This is a genomic window from Flavobacterium weaverense (assembly GCF_003688495.1).
Classification (GTDB): Bacteria; Bacteroidota; Bacteroidia; order Flavobacteriales; family Flavobacteriaceae; genus Flavobacterium; species Flavobacterium weaverense.
The window spans coordinates 412,574-435,985 of sequence record NZ_REFH01000007.1; the positions used below are offsets into that span (position 1 = coordinate 412,574).

Annotated in this window: 19 protein-coding genes; 9 read left to right on the forward strand and 10 right to left on the reverse strand. The window is 33.3% G+C overall.

Features of this window, described 5'->3' with window-relative positions; genetic code table 11:
- Nucleotides 1-224: 224 nt before the first annotated feature.
- The 6 genes from BC961_RS01860 to BC961_RS14675 all read right to left on the reverse strand — a co-directional run bounded on the left by BC961_RS01860 (nucleotide 225) and on the right by BC961_RS14675 (nucleotide 6,118).
- On the reverse strand, nucleotides 225-1,358 hold the full coding sequence (locus tag BC961_RS01860) for an esterase-like activity of phytase family protein (RefSeq protein WP_121924148.1): 1,134 nt from the start codon (nucleotides 1,356-1,358) through the stop codon (nucleotides 225-227).
- Between the two features lie 24 nt (nucleotides 1,359-1,382).
- Nucleotides 1,383-1,781, reverse strand: coding sequence for a group III truncated hemoglobin (locus BC961_RS01865; RefSeq protein WP_121924149.1), 399 nt, complete (start codon nucleotides 1,779-1,781; stop codon nucleotides 1,383-1,385).
- A 58-nt stretch (nucleotides 1,782-1,839) separates the two neighbouring features.
- Nucleotides 1,840-3,084 carry a threonine ammonia-lyase IlvA gene (gene ilvA / locus BC961_RS01870; protein WP_121924150.1) on the reverse strand — a complete coding sequence of 415 codons (1,245 nt, stop codon included), beginning with the start codon at nucleotides 3,082-3,084 and terminating at the stop codon, nucleotides 1,840-1,842.
- Nucleotides 3,085-3,285: 201 nt separating this feature from the next.
- Nucleotides 3,286-3,828: a DUF4136 domain-containing protein gene (locus tag BC961_RS01875; RefSeq protein WP_121924151.1), complete on the reverse strand. Its 543-nt coding sequence runs from the start codon at nucleotides 3,826-3,828 to the stop codon at nucleotides 3,286-3,288.
- Between the two features lie 50 nt (nucleotides 3,829-3,878).
- Nucleotides 3,879-5,861 (reverse strand): urocanate hydratase, encoded by a 1,983-nt coding sequence (locus BC961_RS01880; protein ID WP_121924152.1) that lies wholly within the window; start codon nucleotides 5,859-5,861, stop codon nucleotides 3,879-3,881.
- 80 nt (nucleotides 5,862-5,941) lie between these two features.
- Nucleotides 5,942-6,118, reverse strand: coding sequence for a DUF5522 domain-containing protein (locus BC961_RS14675; RefSeq protein WP_170151277.1), 177 nt, complete (start codon nucleotides 6,116-6,118; stop codon nucleotides 5,942-5,944).
- A gap of 123 nt (nucleotides 6,119-6,241) precedes the next feature.
- Between BC961_RS14675 and BC961_RS01885 the strand changes: the two genes are divergently transcribed.
- The 4 genes from BC961_RS01885 to hemL all read left to right on the forward strand — a co-directional run bounded on the left by BC961_RS01885 (nucleotide 6,242) and on the right by hemL (nucleotide 9,837).
- Complete coding sequence (locus BC961_RS01885; protein WP_121924153.1) at nucleotides 6,242-6,583, forward strand: hypothetical protein; 342 nt, start codon at nucleotides 6,242-6,244, stop codon at nucleotides 6,581-6,583.
- Between the two features lie 136 nt (nucleotides 6,584-6,719).
- Complete coding sequence (locus BC961_RS01890; protein WP_121924154.1) at nucleotides 6,720-7,616, forward strand: 1-aminocyclopropane-1-carboxylate deaminase/D-cysteine desulfhydrase; 897 nt, start codon at nucleotides 6,720-6,722, stop codon at nucleotides 7,614-7,616.
- Complete coding sequence (locus BC961_RS01895; protein ID WP_121924155.1) at nucleotides 7,609-8,520, forward strand: glucosaminidase domain-containing protein; 912 nt, start codon at nucleotides 7,609-7,611, stop codon at nucleotides 8,518-8,520. Before BC961_RS01890 ends, BC961_RS01895 begins: the two co-directional genes overlap by 8 nt.
- Nucleotides 8,521-8,550: 30 nt before the next feature.
- Nucleotides 8,551-9,837 (forward strand): glutamate-1-semialdehyde 2,1-aminomutase, encoded by a 1,287-nt coding sequence (gene hemL, locus BC961_RS01900; protein WP_121924156.1) that lies wholly within the window; start codon nucleotides 8,551-8,553, stop codon nucleotides 9,835-9,837.
- A 48-nt stretch (nucleotides 9,838-9,885) separates the two neighbouring features.
- Here hemL and BC961_RS01905 read toward each other — a convergent pair whose 3' ends face one another.
- Together BC961_RS01905 and BC961_RS01910 are read right to left on the reverse strand one after the other, a co-directional pair.
- Nucleotides 9,886-10,332: a hypothetical protein gene (locus BC961_RS01905; protein WP_121924157.1), complete on the reverse strand. Its 447-nt coding sequence runs from the start codon at nucleotides 10,330-10,332 to the stop codon at nucleotides 9,886-9,888.
- A 160-nt stretch (nucleotides 10,333-10,492) separates the two neighbouring features.
- Entirely contained in the window at nucleotides 10,493-11,713 is a 1,221-nt protein-coding gene (locus BC961_RS01910; protein WP_121924158.1) for a hypothetical protein, read from the reverse strand.
- A gap of 240 nt (nucleotides 11,714-11,953) precedes the next feature.
- On the opposite strand from BC961_RS01910, the gene BC961_RS01915 reads away from it, so the two are divergent.
- Complete coding sequence (locus BC961_RS01915; protein ID WP_121924159.1) at nucleotides 11,954-13,771, forward strand: hypothetical protein; 1,818 nt, start codon at nucleotides 11,954-11,956, stop codon at nucleotides 13,769-13,771.
- 86 nt (nucleotides 13,772-13,857) lie between these two features.
- Here BC961_RS01915 and lysS read toward each other — a convergent pair whose 3' ends face one another.
- On the reverse strand, nucleotides 13,858-15,555 hold the full coding sequence (gene lysS / locus BC961_RS01920; RefSeq protein WP_121924160.1) for a lysine--tRNA ligase: 1,698 nt from the start codon (nucleotides 15,553-15,555) through the stop codon (nucleotides 13,858-13,860).
- A gap of 229 nt (nucleotides 15,556-15,784) precedes the next feature.
- Here lysS and BC961_RS01925 point away from each other — a divergent pair, with 229 nt between their 5' ends.
- Nucleotides 15,785-16,516 (forward strand): hypothetical protein, encoded by a 732-nt coding sequence (locus BC961_RS01925; protein ID WP_121924161.1) that lies wholly within the window; start codon nucleotides 15,785-15,787, stop codon nucleotides 16,514-16,516.
- A gap of 376 nt (nucleotides 16,517-16,892) precedes the next feature.
- Entirely contained in the window at nucleotides 16,893-17,594 is a 702-nt protein-coding gene (gene lipB, locus BC961_RS01930; RefSeq protein ID WP_121924162.1) for a lipoyl(octanoyl) transferase LipB, read from the forward strand.
- 130 nt (nucleotides 17,595-17,724) lie between these two features.
- Here lipB and BC961_RS01935 read toward each other — a convergent pair whose 3' ends face one another.
- The gene (locus BC961_RS01935) at nucleotides 17,725-18,384 is read right to left on the reverse strand and encodes a ribonuclease HII (protein ID WP_121924163.1); all 660 of its coding nucleotides are present in this window, start codon (nucleotides 18,382-18,384) and stop codon (nucleotides 17,725-17,727) included.
- A 161-nt stretch (nucleotides 18,385-18,545) separates the two neighbouring features.
- Between BC961_RS01935 and BC961_RS01940 the strand changes: the two genes are divergently transcribed.
- Entirely contained in the window at nucleotides 18,546-21,686 is a 3,141-nt protein-coding gene (locus BC961_RS01940; protein WP_121924164.1) for a SusC/RagA family TonB-linked outer membrane protein, read from the forward strand.
- An 11-nt stretch (nucleotides 21,687-21,697) separates the two neighbouring features.
- Complete coding sequence (locus BC961_RS01945; RefSeq protein WP_121924165.1) at nucleotides 21,698-23,167, forward strand: RagB/SusD family nutrient uptake outer membrane protein; 1,470 nt, start codon at nucleotides 21,698-21,700, stop codon at nucleotides 23,165-23,167.
- The last annotated feature ends 245 nt before the right edge of the window (nucleotides 23,168-23,412 follow it).

Sequence of the window (23,412 nt, forward strand, 5' to 3'; positions counted from 1 at the left end):
TTTTTTGTAAAATGCTTTCCACTTCTATCTGGGCTAGGGAAATACTAAATTAGTTTATAGCAGATAAATTGATTTCTTTAACAATTTTACTAAGTCATTGCAGGGAACTACGCAATCACAATTAGTTGTATATTATTTTATTAATACTTTTCTCGATGGTAAATTTGTAGATAAATTTTTTAGAACGAAGTAAGATAAAGCCAGTTTAATGTGTTGGATAAAAACTACTCGATTACTTCAAATAGCAAAACTTGAGTTTTTTGCGTTGGTGAAAAATTGTTGTCCGAAATAAAAATCAAGGAGCGATTGCCATTTGCTAATTTTGGACCAAAAGTCAGACCTTCGATATTATCTGTAAATATTCCTAAATCATCCATAATTAGAATCAATTTTTTGGTTGCTAAATCAATTTTATCTTGCTGTAGAGATTCGTAATTCTGTACATTAGTAGCTTTGCTGAAATCAGATAAAAAAACTTTAATTGTACACGCCTGGGTTCCGGTCGAGTAGGAGCGCTCTAGAACAAATAACTGTTTGTTTTTATAATATTGAATAGCGGCTACGCCGTTTACTGCAAAAGATCCTTTAGGGTTAGGTTCGTGTGCAATAGGCTCTAGCTTATATCCGTATTGTGAAGTGTTTTTCTTTGTTTTTAAATCAAATTGATAAAAACGAATTAATCCACCTGCAGCTGTACTTGCTTGATTTCCATCTTCAAATAGTGGTTCCTCTAAACTAGTGTATATCGTTTTGTAATTTTTATCAAAAGTAATTCCTTCAAGAGTTCCGTTATTCCGAGGTCCTTTCTGTTCTTGCTTCATTTCTAAGTTAGACGGCAAATTAAACTGATCTATAAAATTTCCTTTTAAATCTATATTTGTAATAGACGGATTTTGCAATACAGTTTTCGCGCCATTAATTACTCTTGCGCCTTCACTACTCCAAACTAAAGATTTTGTTTTAGGATTATAACGGATATCTTCTGGATCTGCAGAAGTTTGAGGGTTAGTGATCCAACTCCCAAATATGTTTCCACTTTGATTTTTTAAAGTGTTAGCCTCTTGAAAAGTTATTGATTTTAATTGGTCGTCAGTAATATCAATCTTTGCGGTGTAAAATCTGGAAAGATTTTCCTGCGATCTTTCATCACAGATAATATAATAAATGTCTTGTTTTTTATCGTAATCAATACCAGAAAGTCCACCTATTTTGGTATTCTTAAATTCTTGATTATAAGGAATTTCTATCGCATTAATAAACTTTAATTGAGGTAAGAAATCTTTTTGTCCAACCTGCTGCATATTAGAACAAGAAACAAATAAAACAATTGAAAGAAGTCCAAGTATAAATTTATGCATGACACCTGCTTTTTAAATAATTAATCATTGATGTGGATTCTGTTTAGCCGCATTACGGAAATATTCAATTTTATAGTTGAACATTTCAGCCATGTTTTTTGCTCTAAATTTAGCTTCATCAGCTACTGGTCCTAAAAATAAGTTATCTGTAGTTTCTGTAAAAATTTCCATCCAACGTTCGAAATGTTCTTTCGCGACAGGTAATTGTTTGTGCGGTGGAAACGGGCTTCCAGAATAAGAATGTACCTCTAGCAATATTGTTTGCCAAAAATGATACATTTTCTCTAAATGTTCAGGCCAGCCATTACCTATTTTTTCATTAAAAATTGGTCCGATAAAGGTGTCTTTTTGAACCGTCGAATAAAAAGTATCAACAAGTAATTTTATGTCGTCAAGATTTGTGATATCTGTAAGTGTAGTCATAGTTGTTTGAAATAAACTGAGGCAAAGGTACTCGTTATATAAAGAAAGCGAAGTTCTTTCATCCAATTAATTGTGTGAACAAATCTTGTTTCTCATTGAGATATTTAAATTCAAATCCTTTATCATTCATTTTATTTTTGATAGCTACCAGATCATTTTTATTTTTTAATTCTAGACCGACAACAGCGGGACCAACTTCTCTGCTGTTCTTTTTCGTGAATTGGAAATAGGTGATATCATCATCTGGCCCCAATATGTCATTTACAAATTCCTTCAAAGATCCTGGACGTTGAGGAAATTGAATCATAAAATAATGCATTAGTTCTTCGTATAATAAAGATCGTTCTTTTATTTCGGCGGTGCGTTCAATGTCATTATTACTTCCACTAACGATACAAACAACATTTTTACCTTTTATCTCATCTTTATAAAAATCGAGCGCTGCAATTGTTAATGCTCCAGCAGGCTCAACAACCATGGCTTCTTCATTATACAAACGTAAAATCGTGGTGCACACTTTACCTTCCGGAACTAAGATAATAGCATCTAAATTTCTTTGACAAATTTCAAAAGTTAAATTGCCAACTTGTTTTACTGCAGCTCCATCTACAAACTTATCAATGCTTTCAAGTGGCGTGTTTTTACCTGTCGCGATAGCAGTTTGCATCGCGGGCGCTCCTTGTGGTTCAACGCCTATAATTTTTGTATTGGGACTTAATTCTTTAAACACTTCTGAAAGTCCTGCTGAAAGTCCGCCGCCGCCAATGGGTACAAATACATAGTCGATGTGCTCCTTACAGTTTTCTAAAATCTCTAATCCCACGGTTCCTTGTCCCGCAATTACCTTTAAATCGTCAAATGGATGAACAAAAATAATATTGCTTGCAGTAGCATCATCTGCTGCTTTTGCATAAGCATCATCAAAAGTGTCTCCGATTAAAACTATTTCTACAAACGACTTTCCAAATAATTGAACTTGTTTTACTTTTTGCTTTGGTGTTGTTTTTGGCATATAGATTTTGCCTTGTATCTGCAGTAGATTACATGAATAAGCAACACCTTGGGCATGATTTCCAGCGCTAGCACAAATAACACCTTGCGCTTTTTCTTGAGGAGTTAGAGTGCTCATTTTGTTATAAGCACCTCTTATTTTATAAGACCTTACAACTTGGAGATCTTCTCTTTTTAATAATATTGTAGCATCAAATTCTTCTGAAAGATTAAAATTCTTAGTTAAAGGTGTTGAAGTAACCACTCCTTCTAATTGTTTTTTTGCGAGCACTACTTGTTCGTACATTTTCATATTCTAATTTTTTAAGCATAAAAAAACCTCCCGAAGAAGGGAGGTTTTGATAAAATTATTTTTTTACTAATTTATATAACGCTCCTATATTATTGTCGAATAATAATAATAATGATAGCGAAAATAATAGTTAGTGGATTTCTCATCTTAGATGTTTCAACTACAAATGTATCGAAAAATTACATTAGAGAATAAAATTTCTTATTTTTTCATTTCAGAAGGTGGAAATTGCTCTAGAATTTTAGTTACAAATTCATTGATTACTTTCTCTTTTTCATTTCTATTATTAGTTAGATAACCAATTCCTTCACCTTGCCAAACTAATTCTTTTTTCTTAGCATCAATTAAATCAATATATAGGGTTCCTTCAGTTGATGAGCTTATAGTACTGCTTCTTCCACCCCATAAGTAGGGATTCCATCCGTATCCCCAACCATAACCAAATCCAGAACTATATTGATTAACATCAATTTTTTCACGTTCTTTAGTAAATACATTGATCAGTAAGTCTGGATTTTCACTTTTTGTCATTCCTTTTTTACTGAGCTCAGCATCAATTGCGTACAGAATTCTTTTTTTGTCCAATTCGGAAATTTCGATTTTATCAATTCCCTTTTTATGAAAAGCATAAGTTTTGTATTGATTAAAATCGACTTTATTATCATAATCTGAATATACTTTCACAGAACTGCACGATGCAAATGCTAAAAGTAGAAATACGGGTAGAAGTTTTATTGCTTTCATAATATATTTATTTGGTTACTAGTTATGTATTAAAGATATGTTTATAATTTTTAAGAATTAAACAAAGTATCGTCCACTATATTAGGGAGTGTAACTTTTAATAAAGGTTGCGTCTCCATCGCTCTTTTTATAGCAAAGATAGCTCCGTCATTTCGCGCCCAACTTCTTCTTGAAATACCATTATTTACATCCCAGAAAAGCATTGATGCTAAGCGCTTTGAAGCTTCTTTAGAGCCATCAAGAACCATACCAAATCCACCGTTAATTACCTCGCCCCATCCAACACCACCTCCATTGTGAATGGAAACCCAAGTTGCACCTCTAAAACTATCACCAATTACGTTTTGAATCGCCATGTCTGCAGTAAATCGGGAGCCATCATAAATATTTGAAGTTTCTCTATAAGGAGAATCAGTACCAGAAACATCATGATGATCTCTACCTAGAATAACTGTTTCAATCTCTCCATTGGCAATAGCCTGATTAAAAGCTTCAGCTATTTTTACACGACCTTCTGCGTCAGCGTAAAGAATTCGAGCTTGAGAGCCTACCACCAATTTATTTTCTTGTGCACCTTTTATCCAAGTGATATTATCTTGCATCTGCTGCTGAATTTGTATAGGAGCTGATTTTGCCATTTCTTCAAGAACTGTAAGTGCGATTGCATCTGTTTTTGCTAAATCTTCCGGTTTTCCTGAAGCACAAACCCATCGGAAAGGCCCAAAACCGTAATCAAAACACATTGGACCCATAATGTCCTGCACGTAACTTGGATATCTAAAATCAATACCGTTTTCTGCCATTATATCCGCGCCTGCACGCGAAGCTTCTAGTAAAAAAGCATTACCATAATCAAAAAAATAAGTTCCTTTAGCAGTATGTTTATTTATCGCTGTCGTATGGCGACGAAGAGTTTCTTGTACTTTCTCTTTAAATAATTCGGGATTATTTGCCATCATTTCATTGGCATCTTCGAAAGAAATACCAACAGGATAATATCCTCCGGCCCAAGGGTTATGAAGCGAAGTTTGGTCACTACCTAAATCAATATGAATTTTTTCGAAATCAAATTTCTCCCAAACATCTACTATGTTTCCTAAGTATGCGATAGAGACTGTTTCTTCATTGCCTTTTGCCAAAATAACTCTTTTTGCTAAGTCATCTATGTTCTCAATGACTTCGTTGATCCATCCTTGACTATGTCGAATATGTGTGATTTTTGCGTTTACTTCAGCACAAACAGTGATACAACCTGCAATATTTCCTGCTTTTGGTTGCGCACCGCTCATACCGCCTAATCCTGATGTAACAAATAATCCGCCTTTTGGACTGCGTTTTATTTTTCTAAAACCATTTAAAACGGTGATTGTGGTTCCATGTACGATTCCTTGAGGACCGATGTACATATAACTTCCTGCGGTCATTTGTCCGTACTGAGAAACCCCTAAAGCGTTCATTTTTTCCCAGTCGTCAGGTTTGGAATAATTTGGAATTACCATTCCGTTTGTTACGACCACTCTAGGAGCGTCCTTGTGTGAAGGAAATAAACCCATAGGGTGCCCAGAGTACATAGTTAATGTTTGCTCATCTGTCATTTCAGATAAGTACTGCATTGTTAATAGATATTGTGCCCAGTTCTGGAAAACTGCTCCATTACCGCCATATGTGATCAATTCATGTGGATGCTGCGCAACAGCATAATCCAAATTGTTTTGAATCATTAACATAATCGCTTTTGCTTGCTCTGATTTTCCAGGATACTCACTAATAGCTCTCGCTCGCATTTCGTAATCTGGACGAAAGCGGTACATGTAAATACGTCCATATTTATCAAGCTCTTCTGAAAACTCCTTTATTAATTCAGTATGGTGTTGCGATTCAAAATATCGTAATGCATTGCGAAGTGCTAATTTTTTCTCTTCTTGAGAAAGAATTTCTTTTCGTTTAGGTGCATGATTTATATCAATTTCGTACGGTTTTGGTGTTGGTAAGACCGAAGGAATTCCTTGTTGTATTTGCTCTTTAAAAGTCATTTTATGAATTGTATGTTATAAAATCGGGAACTAAAACTTTATAAATTTTGGTCATAAAGAAATATTGGATTTTATTATTTTTATTTGGTAATGGTTCCTGTTTTTTTATTAAATCCATACGGACAATGGCGGCATCCATTTTTACAGCAATAACCCCTTTTTAAGTGGTGTTTTTCTGTAAAACATTTATAACCTTCCGGAGTTAGATAAAAATCTTCTCCTTCGATTGCTTTATTTTCATTACTTTGTTTATTCATTTTTTATTTATACTTCAATGAATTAAATTGATGTGGAATAATAACTAAAAATCAAAATTTTTAAATTAGTTTATTCTAAAAATACAGTTCATATCCCTTACAAATCTATAAATTATAAAGCTAATGTTTCTTATTGTTGCTAAATATTTAATTCCCAAGGGATATAGTGGAATGACCGTTTTTCCGTTTGTCTTTTTAAAACATTCCGCTGATAAAGTAAATGTAGTTTTTGTGAATCATGAAAAAATACATTTGCGTCAGCAATTGGAACTATTAATTATTCCTTTCTTTATCTGGTATTTTTTAGAGTTTTTCTTTCGTTTGGCACAATATCGAAATGCAAATTTAGCTTATCGAAACATCAGTTTTGAACGAGAAGCATATGATAATGAGTCGAATTTAGTGTACCTGAAAGAGCGGTCTTTTCTTAGATTTTTAAATTACATAAGGCTTAAGACCTCATAAAAGATCCAAAATAAAAGTTTGTTCCGTTATTCTGAAAATCAAGTGTCTAAAATTTAGAGAAAAGTGGAAACGCAATTTATTAAGATTGCGCTTTTAGTTACTTTTAAATTTTACCTTTGTATAAATAATCATCATATTGAATCAAGAAATTACATTAGAATTACCAAATGCTATATCACTGCAGATAAAGAGAGAAGATTTGATTCATCCTTTTGTATCCGGTAATAAGTTTAGGAAATTGAAATATAATTTAGCTCAAGCTGGGAAAGAAAATCACGATACGTTACTTACTTTTGGAGGTGCTTTTTCAAATCATATTTCAGCCGCAGCTTACGCTGGTTATGAAAGTGGATTTAAAACCATTGGAATCATTCGCGGAGACGAACTTGCAGATAAAATTTCAGATAATCCTACATTAAATTTTGCACAAAGTTGTGGAATGCAGCTTGAATTTGTGAGTAGGGAAGAATATCGAACTAAAATAGAAGATCAATTTATAGAGCGTTTGAAATCTAAATTTGGTGATTTCTTTCTTATCCCTGAAGGAGGTACTAATGAATTAGCGATACGAGGCTGCGAGGAAATTCTAACTGAGGATGACGCTAAATTTGATTATATTTGTTGCGCAGTAGGCACAGGCGGAACTATTTCTGGAATTATTAATAGTGCTTTGCCTCATCAAAAGGTTTTGGGATTTCCCGCTTTAAAAGGAGATTTTTTAAAAGAGGAAATTCGTAATTTTGTAAAAAATAGTAATTGGCAGCTTATTACGGACTATCATTTCGGAGGTTACGGGAAGATAACTGAAGAGTTAGTTCAATTTATAAATAACTTTTACATACAAACTCAAGTTCCATTAGATCCTATTTATACTGCAAAGATGGTTTTTGGCGTTATGGATATGATAGAAAAAAATTATTTCCCGTCAGGTTCTAAGATTCTTTTAATTCACACGGGAGGAATTCAAGGAATTAAGGGAATGAATATGAAATTAATAAAGAAACAATTACCAATAATAGCTATAAATGTTTAAAAAAATCCTACTTGTTTTTACTGCTATAATCCTTGTAAGCTGTAATGCTTCAAAGCCTGTTATAGTAACTAGTAAAAGCGCACCCTTAAAGCCAAAGGCGGAAATTGTTCGAACGACTAAAAAACCCTACACTAAAAGCACAGTAACTCCGAAATCCAGTAATTCAAATCAAGCCAAAGCAGACGATAAAAGTAATGAGAGTGAAGTCATAGTTTCTACTTCGAGAACAAGAGTTACTAATGATGTTATCAAAGATTATATTTATCAGTTTAAGGATATTGCAATGGGAAATATGCGAACTTACGGTATTCCTGCAAGTATAATTTTAGCGCAAGGTATTTTAGAATCAGGTGCTGGAAGAGGAGATTTAGCAACTAGGTCAAACAACCACTTCGGAATAAAATGTCACGTTGGTTGGGCCGGAGAAAGTGTGAGACACGATGATGATTCAGCTCAAGAATGTTTTAGAAAATATGACAATCCATCCGAATCATTTAAAGATCACGCCTTGTTTTTGACTGGTAGAAGTAGATATTCAAAACTTTTTACGTTATCAAAAGGAGATTATAAAGCTTGGGCTAGAGGTCTTAGAGCCGCGGGATATGCAACAGATCCTAAGTATCCAGACAAATTAATATCATATATCGACCGTTATGGTTTAAGTGAATACGACAGCATGGTTCTCGATGTAAATTATGTTTCGAATGAAAGGCAGATTGTAGAAGAACTAACAATTACAACTAGAAATTCACGACCTAATAATTTGGGTTCTTATGTAGTTCAAAAAGGAGATACACTTTATTCAATTTCGAAAAAATTCGAATTAAAAGTAGAAGATCTAAAGAAAAAAAACAATCTATCTGACAATACGCTTTCTATTGGACAGCGATTAGTAGTAAATTAATTTTGAGTAACGAAAATTAACAATTTTAAAATGTTATATAAGAGAAGTAGTCAGCTTTTTGCTGAAGCAGAAAAAGTAATTCCTGGAGGTGTAAATTCTCCTGTGAGAGCGTTTAAAGCCGTAGGTGGTACCCCAATTTTTGTTAAAAGTGCCAAAGGCGCTTATTTGTATGATGAAGACGGAAACCGTTTAATAGATTATATCAATTCCTGGGGACCGATGATTTTAGGTCACGCTTATCAACCAGTTGTTGAGGCTGTAATTGAAAAAGCCAAATTGGGAACTTCGTTTGGAATGCCAACAGAGTTAGAAACTCAAATTGCAGCTTTAGCAGTTTCAATGGTTCCAAATATTGATAAAATAAGATTCGTAAATTCGGGTACAGAAGCTTGTATGAGTGCGGTTAGATTAGCGCGAGGATTTACAAAAAAAGATAAAATAATTAAATTTGCTGGATGCTATCATGGTCACTCTGATTCATTTTTAATTCAGGCCGGAAGTGGCGCCATAACTTTTGGTTCGCCAAATAGTCCTGGAGTTACTGCAGGAACTGCAAAAGACACTTTGCTTGCAAATTATAATGATTTAGAAAATGTATCTACGTTAATTGAGGCAAACAAAAACGAAATTGCTTGCATAATTGTGGAGCCAGTTGCTGGAAACATGGGATGTATTCCACCAAATATAGGTTTCTTAGAAGGTTTACGCCAAATGTGTACAGAGAACAATATACTTCTAATTTTTGATGAGGTAATGACTGGTTTTCGACTAGCTGCAGGCGGAGTTCAGGAACTAAGTAATGTAAACGCTGATATCGTTTGCTTTGGTAAAGTAATAGGTGGTGGTTTACCTGTAGGTGCTTTTGCTGCCCGTGCAGAAATTATGAATTATTTAGCACCACTTGGACCCGTTTATCAAGCTGGAACACTTTCAGGAAATCCGTTAGCGATGGCTGCTGGGCTTGCTATGTTAAAAGCTTTAGATTCGGATCGTGCTATTTTCAAAAGATTAGAAGAAAAAACCCAATACCTTCATGAAGGTATTGAAAAGGTGTTAAAAGAAAACAACATTATATTCACTATTAACAGAATTGGATCGATGATTTCGGTTCATTTTGATGCTGATCCCGTAGTTGATTTTAAATCGGCAGCAAAAGGTGATAACGAAATCTTTAAGAAATTCTTTCACGGAATGTTAAACGAAGGAATCTATATTGCTCCTTCTGCATATGAAACGTGGTTCATTACAGATGCACTATCATATGAAGATTTAGATTTTACGATACGAGCTGTTGAAAAAGTAGCCAAAACATTATAAGTTTTATAAAATGAAAAAAGCTTCGGAATTTTACTCCGAAGCTTTTTTTTAGTTTTTCATCTCGCCTTTCATTCTTTTTTGCATTCTTTCTTTCATTCGGCGTTCTGTTTTTTCTCTCTTTTTTTCTTGATTGGTTTTCCAAGCGTCAAACTGTTCCGGCGATAGAATTGCTTTCATTTTACCTTCCATAAGTAAGCGCTCTTCTTGCATTCTTTTTTTAGATTCGGCGCGCTTAATTTTCATTTCTTGTTTTGTAGCCTTTACATTGTTCATCATTTTTTTCCGCTTAGCATTTTGCTCCGTCAAGATTTCATTGACTTGCTGCTGCTGTTTTGTGCCTAAGCTTAATTCTGAAGTCATTTTTTCCAATTGTCGTTCTTGGCGTTGCTCTGGAGTAATTCGTTCCATTTTCGGCTTAGTTGATAATTCTTTTTTTTCTTGTGCGTAAGTTGTTATTCCAGCAACTAATAGTGCAGCGATAATTAATTTTTTCATTTCTATAGTTTAAGTGTTATTGCTATAAGACCCAGTTCTCTTTAAAAAGTTTAATCATTAACACAATAATAACAGCGAACTAATAAATAGATAGTTAAAGAGATTTACTATTCGAAATTCGAACTGAAGTATATTTTTCCTTGATTACTAACGAATAGTGCTAACTTTTTATTTTAACCATTGAATATCGTGCAATGATTCCGATTCCGGATAGCAGTATTAATGCTGCAATAAAAAGCAGTTCGTTTGTATGAGGAACGTAAGGGAATCCAAATGGGATTAATCCTTGAAGACCGAGAAATATCTCGTTTAAGAAGATGCCTATTATAAATACAATCAAACCTATTTTTATATTTCTACTAAAGGTTATGAAATGATTAGCAAAGATGTAAAATAACAAAAATAAAGAATTTACCGCTAATAAAATTAAGTGTAAATAAGCAATTACTATTGGTCTGTAAAAAAATGCTATTTGGCCTAAAGCCGGAATAGTAGAACTCAACTGAAGAATGAATTTTAAGCTTAAAGATACGCTTGCGATTACTAATACAGTTCGTAATAAAGGCGCATACTCATTTAAAATATTCATTTTTACTTTTATTAAAACAAATAGTAATTTGAACCAAGCATAAACTTGAATTAGTGCTGCTAGAACGGCAATTACATAAACCCATGTAGGTACTTCTAACCACAATAAAGATAAAAAATATGCTGGAATGCATGCCGCTGCAAATAGCTTGAATGATGATTGGTATAATGGATTATCTGATTTTTTAAGATTGAGGAATGAAAAAAGTAAACCTATACAAGCAAAGAAAAACCAACCGTTATATTGAAAATGGAGATAATAATATATCGATGATAATTTTAAATTCTCAACTGCAGTTTTGGTAGCCATCATATAAGCGAGATAAAATGTCCCTAATGATGAAATAACATTAAAAACTACCGCTGCTCTAAACCAGTTTACAGCTGCTAAATCGGAATTTATCTTCTTTAAATCTTTTAAATATAAGTATCCAAAAACATAAGAAACTAGTATTGAAGCCGTTGAAAAAAAGATAGAAATCATCGCATATCCTTGGATAATAAAGAAGAATAGCATTCCATAAGCACAAATCAAATTAGCGATAATAATTTTTAAATATTTATTCAATTGAAAATTTGGAAGTTTTTCTTGAAGGAAATAAATCATCAAAGTCATGATTGTGTGCGTGAGCCAACCAGAAAAAGCAAAATGAGAGTGAGAATGTATGAGATAAGATTGATCGAAAAAAGGAAAGTCAAAACCTATTTTATAACGCATTGTAACGCCAAGAATTGCAACAATAAAAAGATTTATTAATGAAAATTGGAGCCAAAATTTTAGATTTAATTTCATTGTAAGGAATTTTCAGCTATTATAAATTTAGATTTTACCATTCTAAATTGCAGGACTATTTTTTAAACAATTGCTATTGTTGAGATTATAAATTTACATTTTTAGATTTGAATATTAAAAACTAGCAAATCTAAAAAAGAGCTAAGGTATTTTAATAACGGACAAAAAGGTATGATATTTATCAGTTTTTTTTCTAATTTCTTTATCGAATTTTGTCGTTTATTTTAAAACAAATAGTAGATGACAACACTTAAACCACTGCATACCTTTCATATACCAGTGATGGGACTTGCCTATACAATTGACAGTCCGATACGAGTGGCAAAGTATGGTATATCATCTGTAATATCAATTATGGATGATGAGTTGATTGAAAAAATGAATGCTTTTTACAGCGAGAAATTTGATATTCCATATCAAGAGATTACGCAAAAAATCCATGATTATCGCGCAGAAAGAATTACTTCCTACTTAAATTTAGTAGATAAAATAGTAAAGGAAAAATTTGAAAGTTTTAAAATAGAACTTACTGAAAGTAAATTGGCAATGGAGCATTATATTGCTACTTTGTCTGATAGATCAGGTATAAAAACTGGTTTGCAAAATTTAATGGACGACGGTTTAGCTTTCAAAGAAACCGTTAAAAATTATTTAGATGAGCATCTATATGCTGGTGATATCGACGTGAATATTATGACTAAGCTCGATAAAGATAACTTTATTAAAGAAGAGCAATTACCTATTGAATTCAACGATGCGCACGCTGCGCTAAGAGGATTTGCTAATAGTACACTAGAATCTTCAGTGGTGCTATCTGCGGGTATGAATCCAAGGTTGTATAGCTATTTTGAAAACTTTAGTGCTTTTTTTCCTGATTTAAACAATCAACTAAAAAAGAGAATTACTCTTAAGGTAAGCGATTTCCGTTCGGCAATGATTCAAGGTAATTTTTTAGCTAAAAAAGGTCTTTGGGTTTCTGAGTATCGAATAGAATCAGGACTTAATTGTGGTGGGCATGCTTTTGCTACTGAAGGCTTTTTACTTGGACCTATTTTAGAAGAATTCAAACAGAAAAAAGAGCAATTGATCCAATCAGCTCATGAGCTAATGGTTAAGGCTTTAGGTCAAAAAGGTTTGCACGTTCCAGAACAGCCGTTAGATTTAAAAATCACAGTTCAGGGTGGAGTAGGAACTGCTGAAGAACATGAATTTTTACTAGAACAATACAAAGTTGATTCAGTAGGTTGGGGTTCTCCTTTTCTATTAGTACCGGAAGCGACTTCAGTTGATAATCACACGAGAGCGTTGTTGGCTGGAGCCAAAGAAGAAGATTTATATTTAAGTCACATTTCTCCCTTAGGAATTCCATTCAACACGTTACGTGGAACTACTAACGAAGTTTTAAAGCAAAAACGAATCAACGATAATAAAGCGGGTAGCTCTTGTCCAAAACGATTTTTGGCGCTAAGTAAAGAGTATGATTCGAAAGGAATTTGTACGTCTTCAAAAAAATATCAAGATTTGAAATTAGAGGAATTAGATCTCTTAAAAGATAATTTATCTCCAGAAATTTTTAAAAAAAAGAGAAGTAGTATTACTGAGAAAGCTTGTCTTTGTGTTGGTTTAGCTAACGCTTCCTATCTTGAGAATGATATTAAAATCAAAGGTCAAGCGCAAGGAGTTATTATTTGTCCTGGACCTAACATGGCTTACTTTGATCACGAAGTTTCTTTAGCTACAATGATGAAACATATTTATGGCAAAACTTCTATTTTGAGTGTTTTAGATCGTCCTAATCTTTTTGTAAAAGAATTAGAAATGTACCTTGACTATTTAAGGAACGAAATAGACTCTGTTTCTGACGAAATTACTGCGGGCCAAATAAAAAAGTGGAACGTATTTAAAAATAATTTAAGTATCGGAATTGGATATTACGAGGAATTGTTCTCTACTAATTCTTTTTTCGAAACAACTAAAAAGCAAATTTTAAACCAGTTTGATTTTTATAAATTAGAATTGAATAAAATTGAGATTCCACAATTAGTTTTGGCATGTTAATCATTAAATTAAATTTTTATTGTTGAATTTGTAGTAATAAAAAAGGAACTCGTATGAGTTCCTTTTTTATTTTAAGAATATTGTGATTATGATTTCAATCGGCATGATTTTACATCACCATCAACCACAACTTCAGTCATTCCAAGTCCTGATAAGTTTTTCATTGCTTTATCCCATTTTTTGCCGCTCAGTTCTGATTTGGTTTTTAGTGCTCCAAATTCCATGACGTTGCCGTTGGCATTCAAAATAGAAACAATTAATTTCTCGTCTTCTTCAAGTTGCACTTGTTTTTTTTCTGGTCTCATTTGTGGAAACAATAGTACCTCTTGAATTGAAGCATTATTGGTTAGATACATAATTAAACGGTCCATTCCTATTCCCATTCCTGATGTAGGAGGCATTCCGTATTCTAGAGCTCTCAAGAAGTCTTCGTCAATAATTCCAGTTGCTTCATCATCTCCTTTTTCAGCTAAACGCATTTGATCTTCAAAACGCGCTCTTTGATCAATTGGATCATTTAATTCAGAGTATGCATTAGCTACTTCTTTACCGCAAACCATCAATTCAAAACGCTCTGTCAATTCAGGATTATCACGGTGCTCTTTACACAATGGAGACATTTCCTTTGGATAATCAGTAATAAAAGTAGGTTGGATATAATTTCCTTCGCATTTGGCACCAAAAATCTCATCGATCAATTTTCCTTTACCCATTGTAGTATTCACGTCAATTCCCATTCCTTTTGCAGCATCAAAAAGTTCCGCTTCACTTTTTCCTGAAATATCAAAACCAGTAAAATGTTTGATAGAATCCGTCATTGTGACACGAGCGTACGGCGCCTTGAAATTAATTTGGTGTTCACCAAAAGTAACTTCGCTAGTTCCATTTACAGCTACAGCGCAATATTCCAGTAGCTCTTCAGCAAATTCCATCATCCAGTTGTAGTCCTTATAGGCTACATATATTTCCATTGCAGTAAATTCTGGGTTATGGGTTCTGTCCATTCCCTCGTTACGGAAATTTTTAGAAAACTCATAAACTCCTTCAAAACCACCTACGATTAGTCTCTTTAAATACAACTCATTTGCAATACGCATATACAACGGAATGTCAAGTGAATTGTGGTGTGTAGTAAACGGACGAGCCGCAGCACCACCAGGAATAGGTTGCAAAACGGGAGTTTCTACTTCTAGATAACCAGCGTCGTTAAAAAAAGTACGCATCGCATTAAACAATTTTGTACGCTTGATAAAAGTCGCTTTTACATGTTCGTTCACCGTCAAATCCACATAACGCATTCTATAACGCAATTCAGCATCATTAAAAGCATCATGCACTTTTCCATCTTCATCAACCTTTGGTAAAGGTAACGGACGTAATGTTTTACTCAAAAAAGTAAGTATATCGACACGAATACATTGAGCACCAACTTTAGTGGTAAACAATTCTCCTTCTATACCAATGAAATCACCTAAATCAGTTAGTTTTTTAAAAACCTGATTGTACATCGTTTTGTCCTCTTCAGGACATAAAACATCACGATTTACGTACAATTGTATACGTCCTTCGCTATCTTGCAGTTCAGCAAAACATGCTTTTCCTTGGTCACGTACACTCATCAAACGGCCAGCAACAATAACCTTCTTACCATCTTCAAACTTTTCCTTGATCTGTTTCGAAGTATGATTAACTGGAAAAAGATTGGCAGGATAAGGATTGATTCCTAAGTTGCGTAAAGATTGAAGTTTTTCTCTTCGGATAATTTCTTGTTCTGATAAGGCCATTTTGTGCTATTTTTTAAGAGCGCAAAGATACTGTATATGTAGCAAAGTAGCAAAGTGATGCTATTTTTTTGGAGCTATTTCTGCTCCCGATGCTTCGGGACGCTACAATCTTTTCATTCGCTCCCGCGAATAAAAAGGATTTCTCCCGAAGTATCGGGACAATCTGGGCTATAAATCCCACAAAAATAGGTATATTCGTTTTTTAATCATGATCTCAAAAAATAAATAATTGAAAACAAATTTTTTTATACTCTTATTAATTCTTTTGCTCACAGTAAGTTGCCAGGTAACGGAAACTCTGCACATCAATCCTGACGGTAGCGGAAAAATAGAAATGGTATCCCTTCGCGATGAGCAAAGTTATATGCAGTTAGTGGGAGATAATTATTCTACTGAGGAGAAATATGTTGATACCACTTATGCTTTCAAAGATTATATGAGTCAATATGTGGAGAATTTCGAAAAACTTCCGATAGCGGAAAAAGAAGTTTACAATAAATACAAGGATGTCAATGTTCACATTAAAAAAAGCCCTTTCGAAAAAGAATTTAAAACTACAATTTGGCAAAATTTCAAAAAAGTAGATGCTATCGCCGATCTACAAAAGACTGAGAACTACGCAGATAATTTAAAACATAATTATGCATTATCTGCCGAAGAGCATTATTATCTTATTCAGTACAAATTTGATGGAACTATTTTTAAACGAATAGTAACAATTACTGATCCCATAGAACTGAAGAAACAACAGGATCTTATTTCAGAAAGGAAAAGCCAACTCGCTAAATTTAATATCGTTCAGTCTTTTACTTTAGATTATCATTTTTCAAAGAAAATAAAATCAGTTTCTATTCCAAATGCGAAAATTAGCGAGGATAAAAAATCAGTAAAAATTGTTTTCAAACTAGCCGATGTTTTACAAGATCCAATAAATACAGCAGTAGAAGTAGTTTTAGAGTAGATGATGAGTAAATCCATGTCTAACTTTTTTCTAAACAAAAACAAATAATAGTGAAATTTAAGGAAGTAGCATTTGCGTTAATTTGGGAAATTTGTGTCTAACTTTTTTATAACAAAAACAAAAATTAGTGAAATTTAAAGAATCAATAATTAGTGCAAATTCGTGAAATTAGTGTCTAACTTTTTTAAGTAAATACAAAAATTAGTGAAATTTGAAGAAATTACTATTAGTGCAAATTCTTGCAAGTGGTGTCTAACTTCTTTTAAATAAAAACTTAGTGCCTTTGCGCCTTAGTGGCAAAACAAAATAATTAATTGTATTTTTGCACTTCACAAATAAATGAACAGAAAAATTAGTCTGTTTCGAGCAATGACCAATGAATAAAACTATCCAACTTCAAGATTTAGGTAACAAGGACTACAAAGAAACTTGGGAATATCAAGAAGAATTATTTAAAGGAATCGTTGATTTAAAAATTAGGAATAGGAGAGAGGAATTAGAGTTACCAACACCAAATTATTTTCTATTTGTTGAGCATCCGCACGTGTACACGCTGGGGAAAAGCGGTGATCTATCTAACTTATTACTATCTGAAAAGCAGCTCGAAGCTAAAGGAGCAACTTTTTACAAAATAAATCGTGGAGGTGATATTACCTATCACGGACCAGGACAAATCGTTGGTTATCCTATTCTTGACCTAGAAAATTTCTTCACTGACATTCATAAATATTTACGTTTTCTTGAGCAAGCTATTATCTTAACTTTGAAGGAATATGGTTTAGAATCAGGACGCAGCGAGGGAGAAACTGGCGTTTGGCTTGGTGTAGGAACACCATTTGCAAGAAAGATTTGTGCTATGGGAGTTCGCGCTTCTCGTTGGGTAACCATGCATGGCTTTGCTTTAAACGTAAATGCCGACTTAGGTTATTTTGACAATATTATCCCGTGTGGAATTAGAGGGAAGGCAGTTACTTCTCTGCAAGTAGAACTCGGCGTTGAAAAAGTTAATGAAGAGGAAGTGAAAGAAAAAATCCTAAAACATTTTAAGGATTTGTTTAACGCTAAATTTCAATTTTAACCGCAAAGTTCGCAAATAAATTTTCACATTTCTTTATTGGTTTGACCGTAGAATCAATAATTAAAATTCAAAATTAATATCTTTTTTTAGGTTTGTTCTCCCTTTCCTTCGGAGAGGGTCGGGGAGAGGATTAAATATCCAAACTCAACTGTTCCGGCAATAACCTAAAACTCATTCGATGGTATTTTGTCACTCCGTATTTCCGGATTGCTTCTCGATGTTCTTTTGTTGGATATCCCTTATTTTTTTTCCAATTGTACATTGGAAATTCTTCATGAATTTTATTCATGTAATCATCTCGATACGTTTTGGCTAAAACAGAAGCAGCTGCGATACTCATAAATTTAGAATCGCCTTTAACAATACTGGTACTTGGAATTGATTCAAGAATTTCAATTTCACCATGCGTAAATATTTTTCCGCTACTATTTAATATTCCTTTTTTTTTGATAAATGGGCTGTTTCCATCAACGATAATATATTCAGGACGAGGATCTAATTTTAAAACGCACTCTTGCATAGCTTTTATCGAAGCGTTTAAAATGTTAATCAAATCTATTTCTGAAGGTTGCAGATGAGTTATCGCAAACGTCGTCGCGGATAATTCAATTACAGGTCGTAAAATCTCTCTACTTTTCTCTGAAAGTTGCTTACTATCATTTAAAATTTGATTTTTAAAATCTGGCGGGAATATTACTGCCGCTGCTGTTACCGGCCCTGCAAGACAACCTCGACCGGCTTCATCAGTGCCCGCTTCTAAATGCGTTGTATGATAATAGAAACTCAACATCTGTGTTTTTTAGTACAAATTAAATGATTATGAGCACTTCTACGACGTTTTATTGCTGTAAAAATGCGATAAATAAAAATGTTGTAAATATTTAAGTTAATTATTGTTTAATTAACAATTTATTAAGATGTTTGCGCCATAACAAATTCAAAAAAAATAATATGAGATTAAAATTGAAATGGATGTTCACGCTATTGTTAGCGATGTCTATCCAGTTTTCTTTTGCACAAGAGAAAATGGTTTCAGGTGTTGTTTCAGATGAGACTGGACCAATTCCTGGTGTAAATGTAATTGTGAAGGGTACAAGCAACGGAATCCAAAGTGATTTTGACGGAAAATACTCTATTAAAGCAAAAACAGGAGATGTATTAATTTTCTCTTTTATAGGGATGAACAACTCTTCAGTAACAGTTGGTGCTTCTAATACATTAAATGTAAAAATGGCATCGTCATCACAGGCACTTGAGGAAGTAGTAGTGGTAGCTTATGGAAAGGTTAAAAAGTCTTCATATACTGGTTCTGTTTCTTCTGTGAAAGCTGAAGATCTTGAAAACAGACCGTTAACTAATGTTTTGGGTGGATTAGACGGTGCAACTTCTGGTATCCAGATTCAAAGTTCAGCGGGTCAACCAGGTTCAGCTCCTGCAATTAGAATTAGAGGATTTAGTTCTATAAATGGTTCTAACACTCCTCTTTATATTGTAGATGGTGTTCCTTACACAGGTAGTATCAGTACATTAAATAGTTCAGATGTTGAAAGTATGAACGTTTTAAAAGATGCAGCATCAACTTCATTGTATGGTTCAAAAGCTGCAAACGGTGTAATTATTATTACAACAAAAACAGGTAAGTCTGCAAAAAATAAATTTTCTTTAAATGTAAGTACAGGTTTATCTTCTAGATCTATACCAGAATACGATAGAGTAGATGCATATCAATATTACCCATTAGAATGGGAAGCTCTAAGAAACAGTAGACCTATGGGAACTCCTACTCAAATTACTGCTGCAAATACTTTTGCAAGTAATAACATTGCTGGTTTATTAGTTACAAACCCATTTAATGTTGCTAACAATCAAATCGTAGGTGTTGATGGTAACTTGAATCCAAATGCTTCATTATTATATGCGGATGATTTAGATTGGGAAAAGCAATTGACTAGAGCTGGTGTTAGAAGAAATATTGATTTCTCTTATCAAGGTAAAACAGAAACTTCTAATTATTTTGTTTCGATAAGTAATTTAAATGAGCAAGGTAGTATTTTGAAATCTGATTACGAAAGAACAACTGCACGTCTTAATATTAATTCGAAATTTAAAGAATGGTTTAGAACGGGATTGAATTTATCTGGAGCTCTTACAAATTCTAATCAAGCTGTTGATGGAGCTGATAATAGTTCTTCTTTCAACAATCCTTTTAGAACTATTCGTTATATGGGTCCAATATATCCTGTATTTGATCACAATGTTGATGGTAGTTACTTATTAGACGGAGCTGGTCAAAGAGTGTATTCAACACTAAGAGGTCCTCAAGCATCTAATGGACGTAACATTATTTACGAAACACTAAATGATAATAAGACTGACGAGTCTATTTCATTATCTGCTAGAACTTTTGCTGAATTCAAAATTTTAAAGGATATTACCTTTACTACAAACTATGCAATTGACAAAAGATCACTTAATTCATCAGATTATAAAAATATTCTTATTGGTGATGCCCAAGGTTTAGGTGGTGCTTCAAAGGATAATTTTGTTACAACTGGAGTAACTTTTAACCAATTGTTAGAGTATTCTAAAGCTATTAACTCACATAATTTTTCTGCTTTATTAGGTCATGAGAGTTTTGATTATGAAACTTCTATACTTACAGGTACTAAAAGAGGACAAGTTGTAAACGATAACACAGAATTAATTAACTTTGTTACAGTAACAAATTTAGAATCTTATACTAGAAATTATTCGACTGAGGCTTATTTCTCAAGACTTGGATACGATTATGACGGTAAATATATACTTTCAGCTTCTGTTCGTAGAGACGGTTCATCAAAATTTGCTAAAGACAATCGTTGGGGAAATTTCTGGTCTTTTGGTGCAGCTTGGAATGTTAGTAAAGAAAACTTTTTATCTGATAGTTCTTGGATCAACGAATTGAAACTTAGAGGTTCATTTGGTGAAGTAGGAAATGATTCACACATAAGCAACGCAGGTTTGAGCTTTTATGTAAATCAACCAACTTATGCTTTAGGATTTGATAATGATTCTGAAGGTGGAATACTTGCTAATGGTATTGGTGCTCCAAATTTACAATGGGAGAAGAATACTCAAGCAGATGTAGCTCTTGAGTTTTCAACTTTTAAAAATAGATTTAGTGGTACTATCGAATATTACAACCGTAAAACGGATGGTTTAATTTTTGATGTTCCTAATCCTTTATCACTTGGTTTAGATACAAGAGTTGAGAATATTGGTTCTATGTATAATAATGGAATTGAGGTTTCTTTGAATGCGATGTTTATCCAAACAAAAGATTTTTCTTGGAACTTTAATGTAAACGCATCGACACTTAAAAATAGAATTACTGAATTACCTCAGGAAGAAATTATCAATGGAACAAAGAAATTTAAAGTAGGAAGTTCTATTTATGACTATTGGTTAAGAGATTGGTACGGTGTAGATGCTACTGATGGATATGCTTTATATAAATCAGATCCTGCTAAAATTGTTGCTGGAGATGCAGAACAGCGTGTTGTTAACGGTGAGAATGTGACAACAAATCATACAAAAGCATTATATCACTATGCAGGATCTGCAATTCCTGATTTGTTTGGAAGTTTTTCAAATACATTTAAATACAAAGGGTTAGAATTGAGTCTTATGTTTACTTATCAATTAGGTGGAAAAACATATGATAGTAATTATGCTTCTTTAATGCATACTGGAAGTGAATATGGATCTGCTTTAAGTATTGACATTTTGAATAGATGGCAAAAAGCTGGAGACATAACAAATGTTCCTAGATTAGATGTAGGTAGAAATTCTCAATCATCAGCAGCATCTGACAGATGGTTAGTAGATTCTGATTATTTATCATTCAGACAAGCTAGTTTATCTTACAACATTCCTGCAGATTTAATATCTAAATTAGGTGTTGATAATGTTAAGTTCTTTGTAAGTGGCGAAAATTTAGCTCTTTTTGCAAAAAAACAAGGTATGGATCCAACTCAAAACTTTAACGGTACTACTCAGAACAGATTTTCTCCTTCAAGAATTGTTTCGTTAGGCCTAAACATAAACTTTTAATTATAACTATTATGAAAATTAATATTTCAAAATACGTAGTTGTAGGGTGCACGATGCTTTTATTAGCATCGTGTTCAAGTGACTTTCTTGAACAAACTCCTACTGAATTCATAAGTGAAAGCGCAGCTACGGCTGATACTAAAGCTTTGTACTTATCTTTAAATGGAATACATCGCTCGATGTACATAAGATACGAGGATCAAGGTCAAACGGGTGTAGGTGGTATCATGCAGCAAATGGATATTGCTGGAGAAGATTTAGTGTATACTGCTGCAAATGGATGGTATAGAAGTGTCTATGACTGGACTGCGGCTTCAAATGAAAATTCTGGAGAGGTAAGATTTCCTTACAGAACGTTTTACCAAATTATCAGAAATGCAAATGCAATAATAAATAACGCAGATGCTGCTAAAGGTCCTCAACAAGATAAGGATATTACAAAAGGACAGGCTCTTTTGTACAGAGCATTTAGTCATTTTCAATTAGTTCAGATTTATGCTAAAAGATATGTGAATGGAACAGTAAACGCTCAGGACGGTGTGCCGCTTGTTTTAACAACTCAAGACATAGTGGGAAGATCTTCAGTTGAAGATGTTTATAAGCAAATCAACGATGATCTTGACGTTGCTATTGGTTTGTTAAAAGGATATAAAAAACCTAATAACTCTCATTTAGATTCAGGAGTGGCTCATGGATTAAAAGCTCGTGTTAATTTAGTGCAGGGAAATTGGTTAGTAGCTGCTGATAATGCAAGTAAAGCTAGAGTAGGAAAAAATTTGATGACTACTACTGAATATACTAGCGGATTTAATAATTATGCTAATCAAGAATGGATGTGGGGAAGTCATATTGTAGAATTACAAACTGCTTACTTTGCAAACTTTGGTGGTTATATGTCTCGCAACTTTAGTTCGACTGTTATTAGGGCTTGTCCTAAAGCTATCAACAGTAAATTATATAATTTAATTCCTGTAACTGATGTTCGTGCTGCTATTTTTAGTAAAACTGGTCAGCATCCAAATATTGTTTTAGTATCTAATGCACAGAAATTTCCTTATACAAGCCAAAAGTTTTTGTCTGTAAGTACTGGTGATAGTCGTTGCGACGTTCCTTACATGCGTGCAGCTGAAATGTATTTAATAGAAGCTGAAGCTAAAGCTAGATTAGGAGCCGCTGATGCAGCTCAAGTTCTTTTTGATTTAGTTAAAAAAAGAGATCCGTTTTACGTTTTATCTACAAAAACTGGACAAGCTTTAGCAGATGAAGTTATGTTCCAAAGAAGAATCGAATTATGGGGTGAAGGATTTAGATTTATGGATTTAAAAAGAACAAATTCTGCATTAGATAGAAGTGGTGCAAACCATAACACTATTTACACTGGAAATGTAACAACAGTTCCAGCATCTGATAAAAGATGGCAGTGGCTGATTCCAAAAAGTGAAATCAATGCAAATCCATTAGTTAAACAAAACGATTTGTAGTACAATTAAATAAAACGTAGTTAAATCTAGTTTGATTACGTTCTACATTAATTGATTTCTATAGTAAAGGCATCCTGAAATAATCGGGATGCCTTTTTTATTTGTATTTATTTATGAGATTATTCAAATTCTTTTTTTAATCGATTTTTTTTAAAATTCATATTGATTTTATGTTTATCGCTGTTAATTATAGTAACGTTGAATGATAATTGAATCAAGAAGGTTTTATTTCTGCTAGTTTTTAG

Coding starts and splice junctions, on each gene's coding strand:
- BC961_RS01860 (WP_121924148.1), bottom strand. CDS start 1,358: ATGCATAAATTTATACTTGGACTTCTTTCAATTGTTTTATTTGTTTCT.
- BC961_RS01865 (WP_121924149.1), bottom strand. CDS start 1,781: ATGACTACACTTACAGATATCACAAATCTTGACGACATAAAATTACTT.
- ilvA (WP_121924150.1), bottom strand. CDS start 3,084: ATGAAAATGTACGAACAAGTAGTGCTCGCAAAAAAACAATTAGAAGGA.
- BC961_RS01875 (WP_121924151.1), bottom strand. CDS start 3,828: ATGAAAGCAATAAAACTTCTACCCGTATTTCTACTTTTAGCATTTGCA.
- BC961_RS01880 (WP_121924152.1), bottom strand. CDS start 5,861: ATGACTTTTAAAGAGCAAATACAACAAGGAATTCCTTCGGTCTTACCA.
- BC961_RS14675 (WP_170151277.1), bottom strand. CDS start 6,118: ATGAATAAACAAAGTAATGAAAATAAAGCAATCGAAGGAGAAGATTTT.
- BC961_RS01885 (WP_121924153.1), top strand. CDS start 6,242: ATGTTTCTTATTGTTGCTAAATATTTAATTCCCAAGGGATATAGTGGA.
- BC961_RS01895 (WP_121924155.1), top strand. CDS start 7,609: ATGTTTAAAAAAATCCTACTTGTTTTTACTGCTATAATCCTTGTAAGC.
- hemL (WP_121924156.1), top strand. CDS start 8,551: ATGTTATATAAGAGAAGTAGTCAGCTTTTTGCTGAAGCAGAAAAAGTA.
- BC961_RS01905 (WP_121924157.1), bottom strand. CDS start 10,332: ATGAAAAAATTAATTATCGCTGCACTATTAGTTGCTGGAATAACAACT.
- BC961_RS01910 (WP_121924158.1), bottom strand. CDS start 11,713: ATGAAATTAAATCTAAAATTTTGGCTCCAATTTTCATTAATAAATCTT.
- BC961_RS01915 (WP_121924159.1), top strand. CDS start 11,954: ATGACAACACTTAAACCACTGCATACCTTTCATATACCAGTGATGGGA.
- lysS (WP_121924160.1), bottom strand. CDS start 15,555: ATGGCCTTATCAGAACAAGAAATTATCCGAAGAGAAAAACTTCAATCT.
- lipB (WP_121924162.1), top strand. CDS start 16,893: ATGAATAAAACTATCCAACTTCAAGATTTAGGTAACAAGGACTACAAA.
- BC961_RS01935 (WP_121924163.1), bottom strand. CDS start 18,384: ATGTTGAGTTTCTATTATCATACAACGCATTTAGAAGCGGGCACTGAT.
- BC961_RS01940 (WP_121924164.1), top strand. CDS start 18,546: ATGAGATTAAAATTGAAATGGATGTTCACGCTATTGTTAGCGATGTCT.
- BC961_RS01945 (WP_121924165.1), top strand. CDS start 21,698: ATGAAAATTAATATTTCAAAATACGTAGTTGTAGGGTGCACGATGCTT.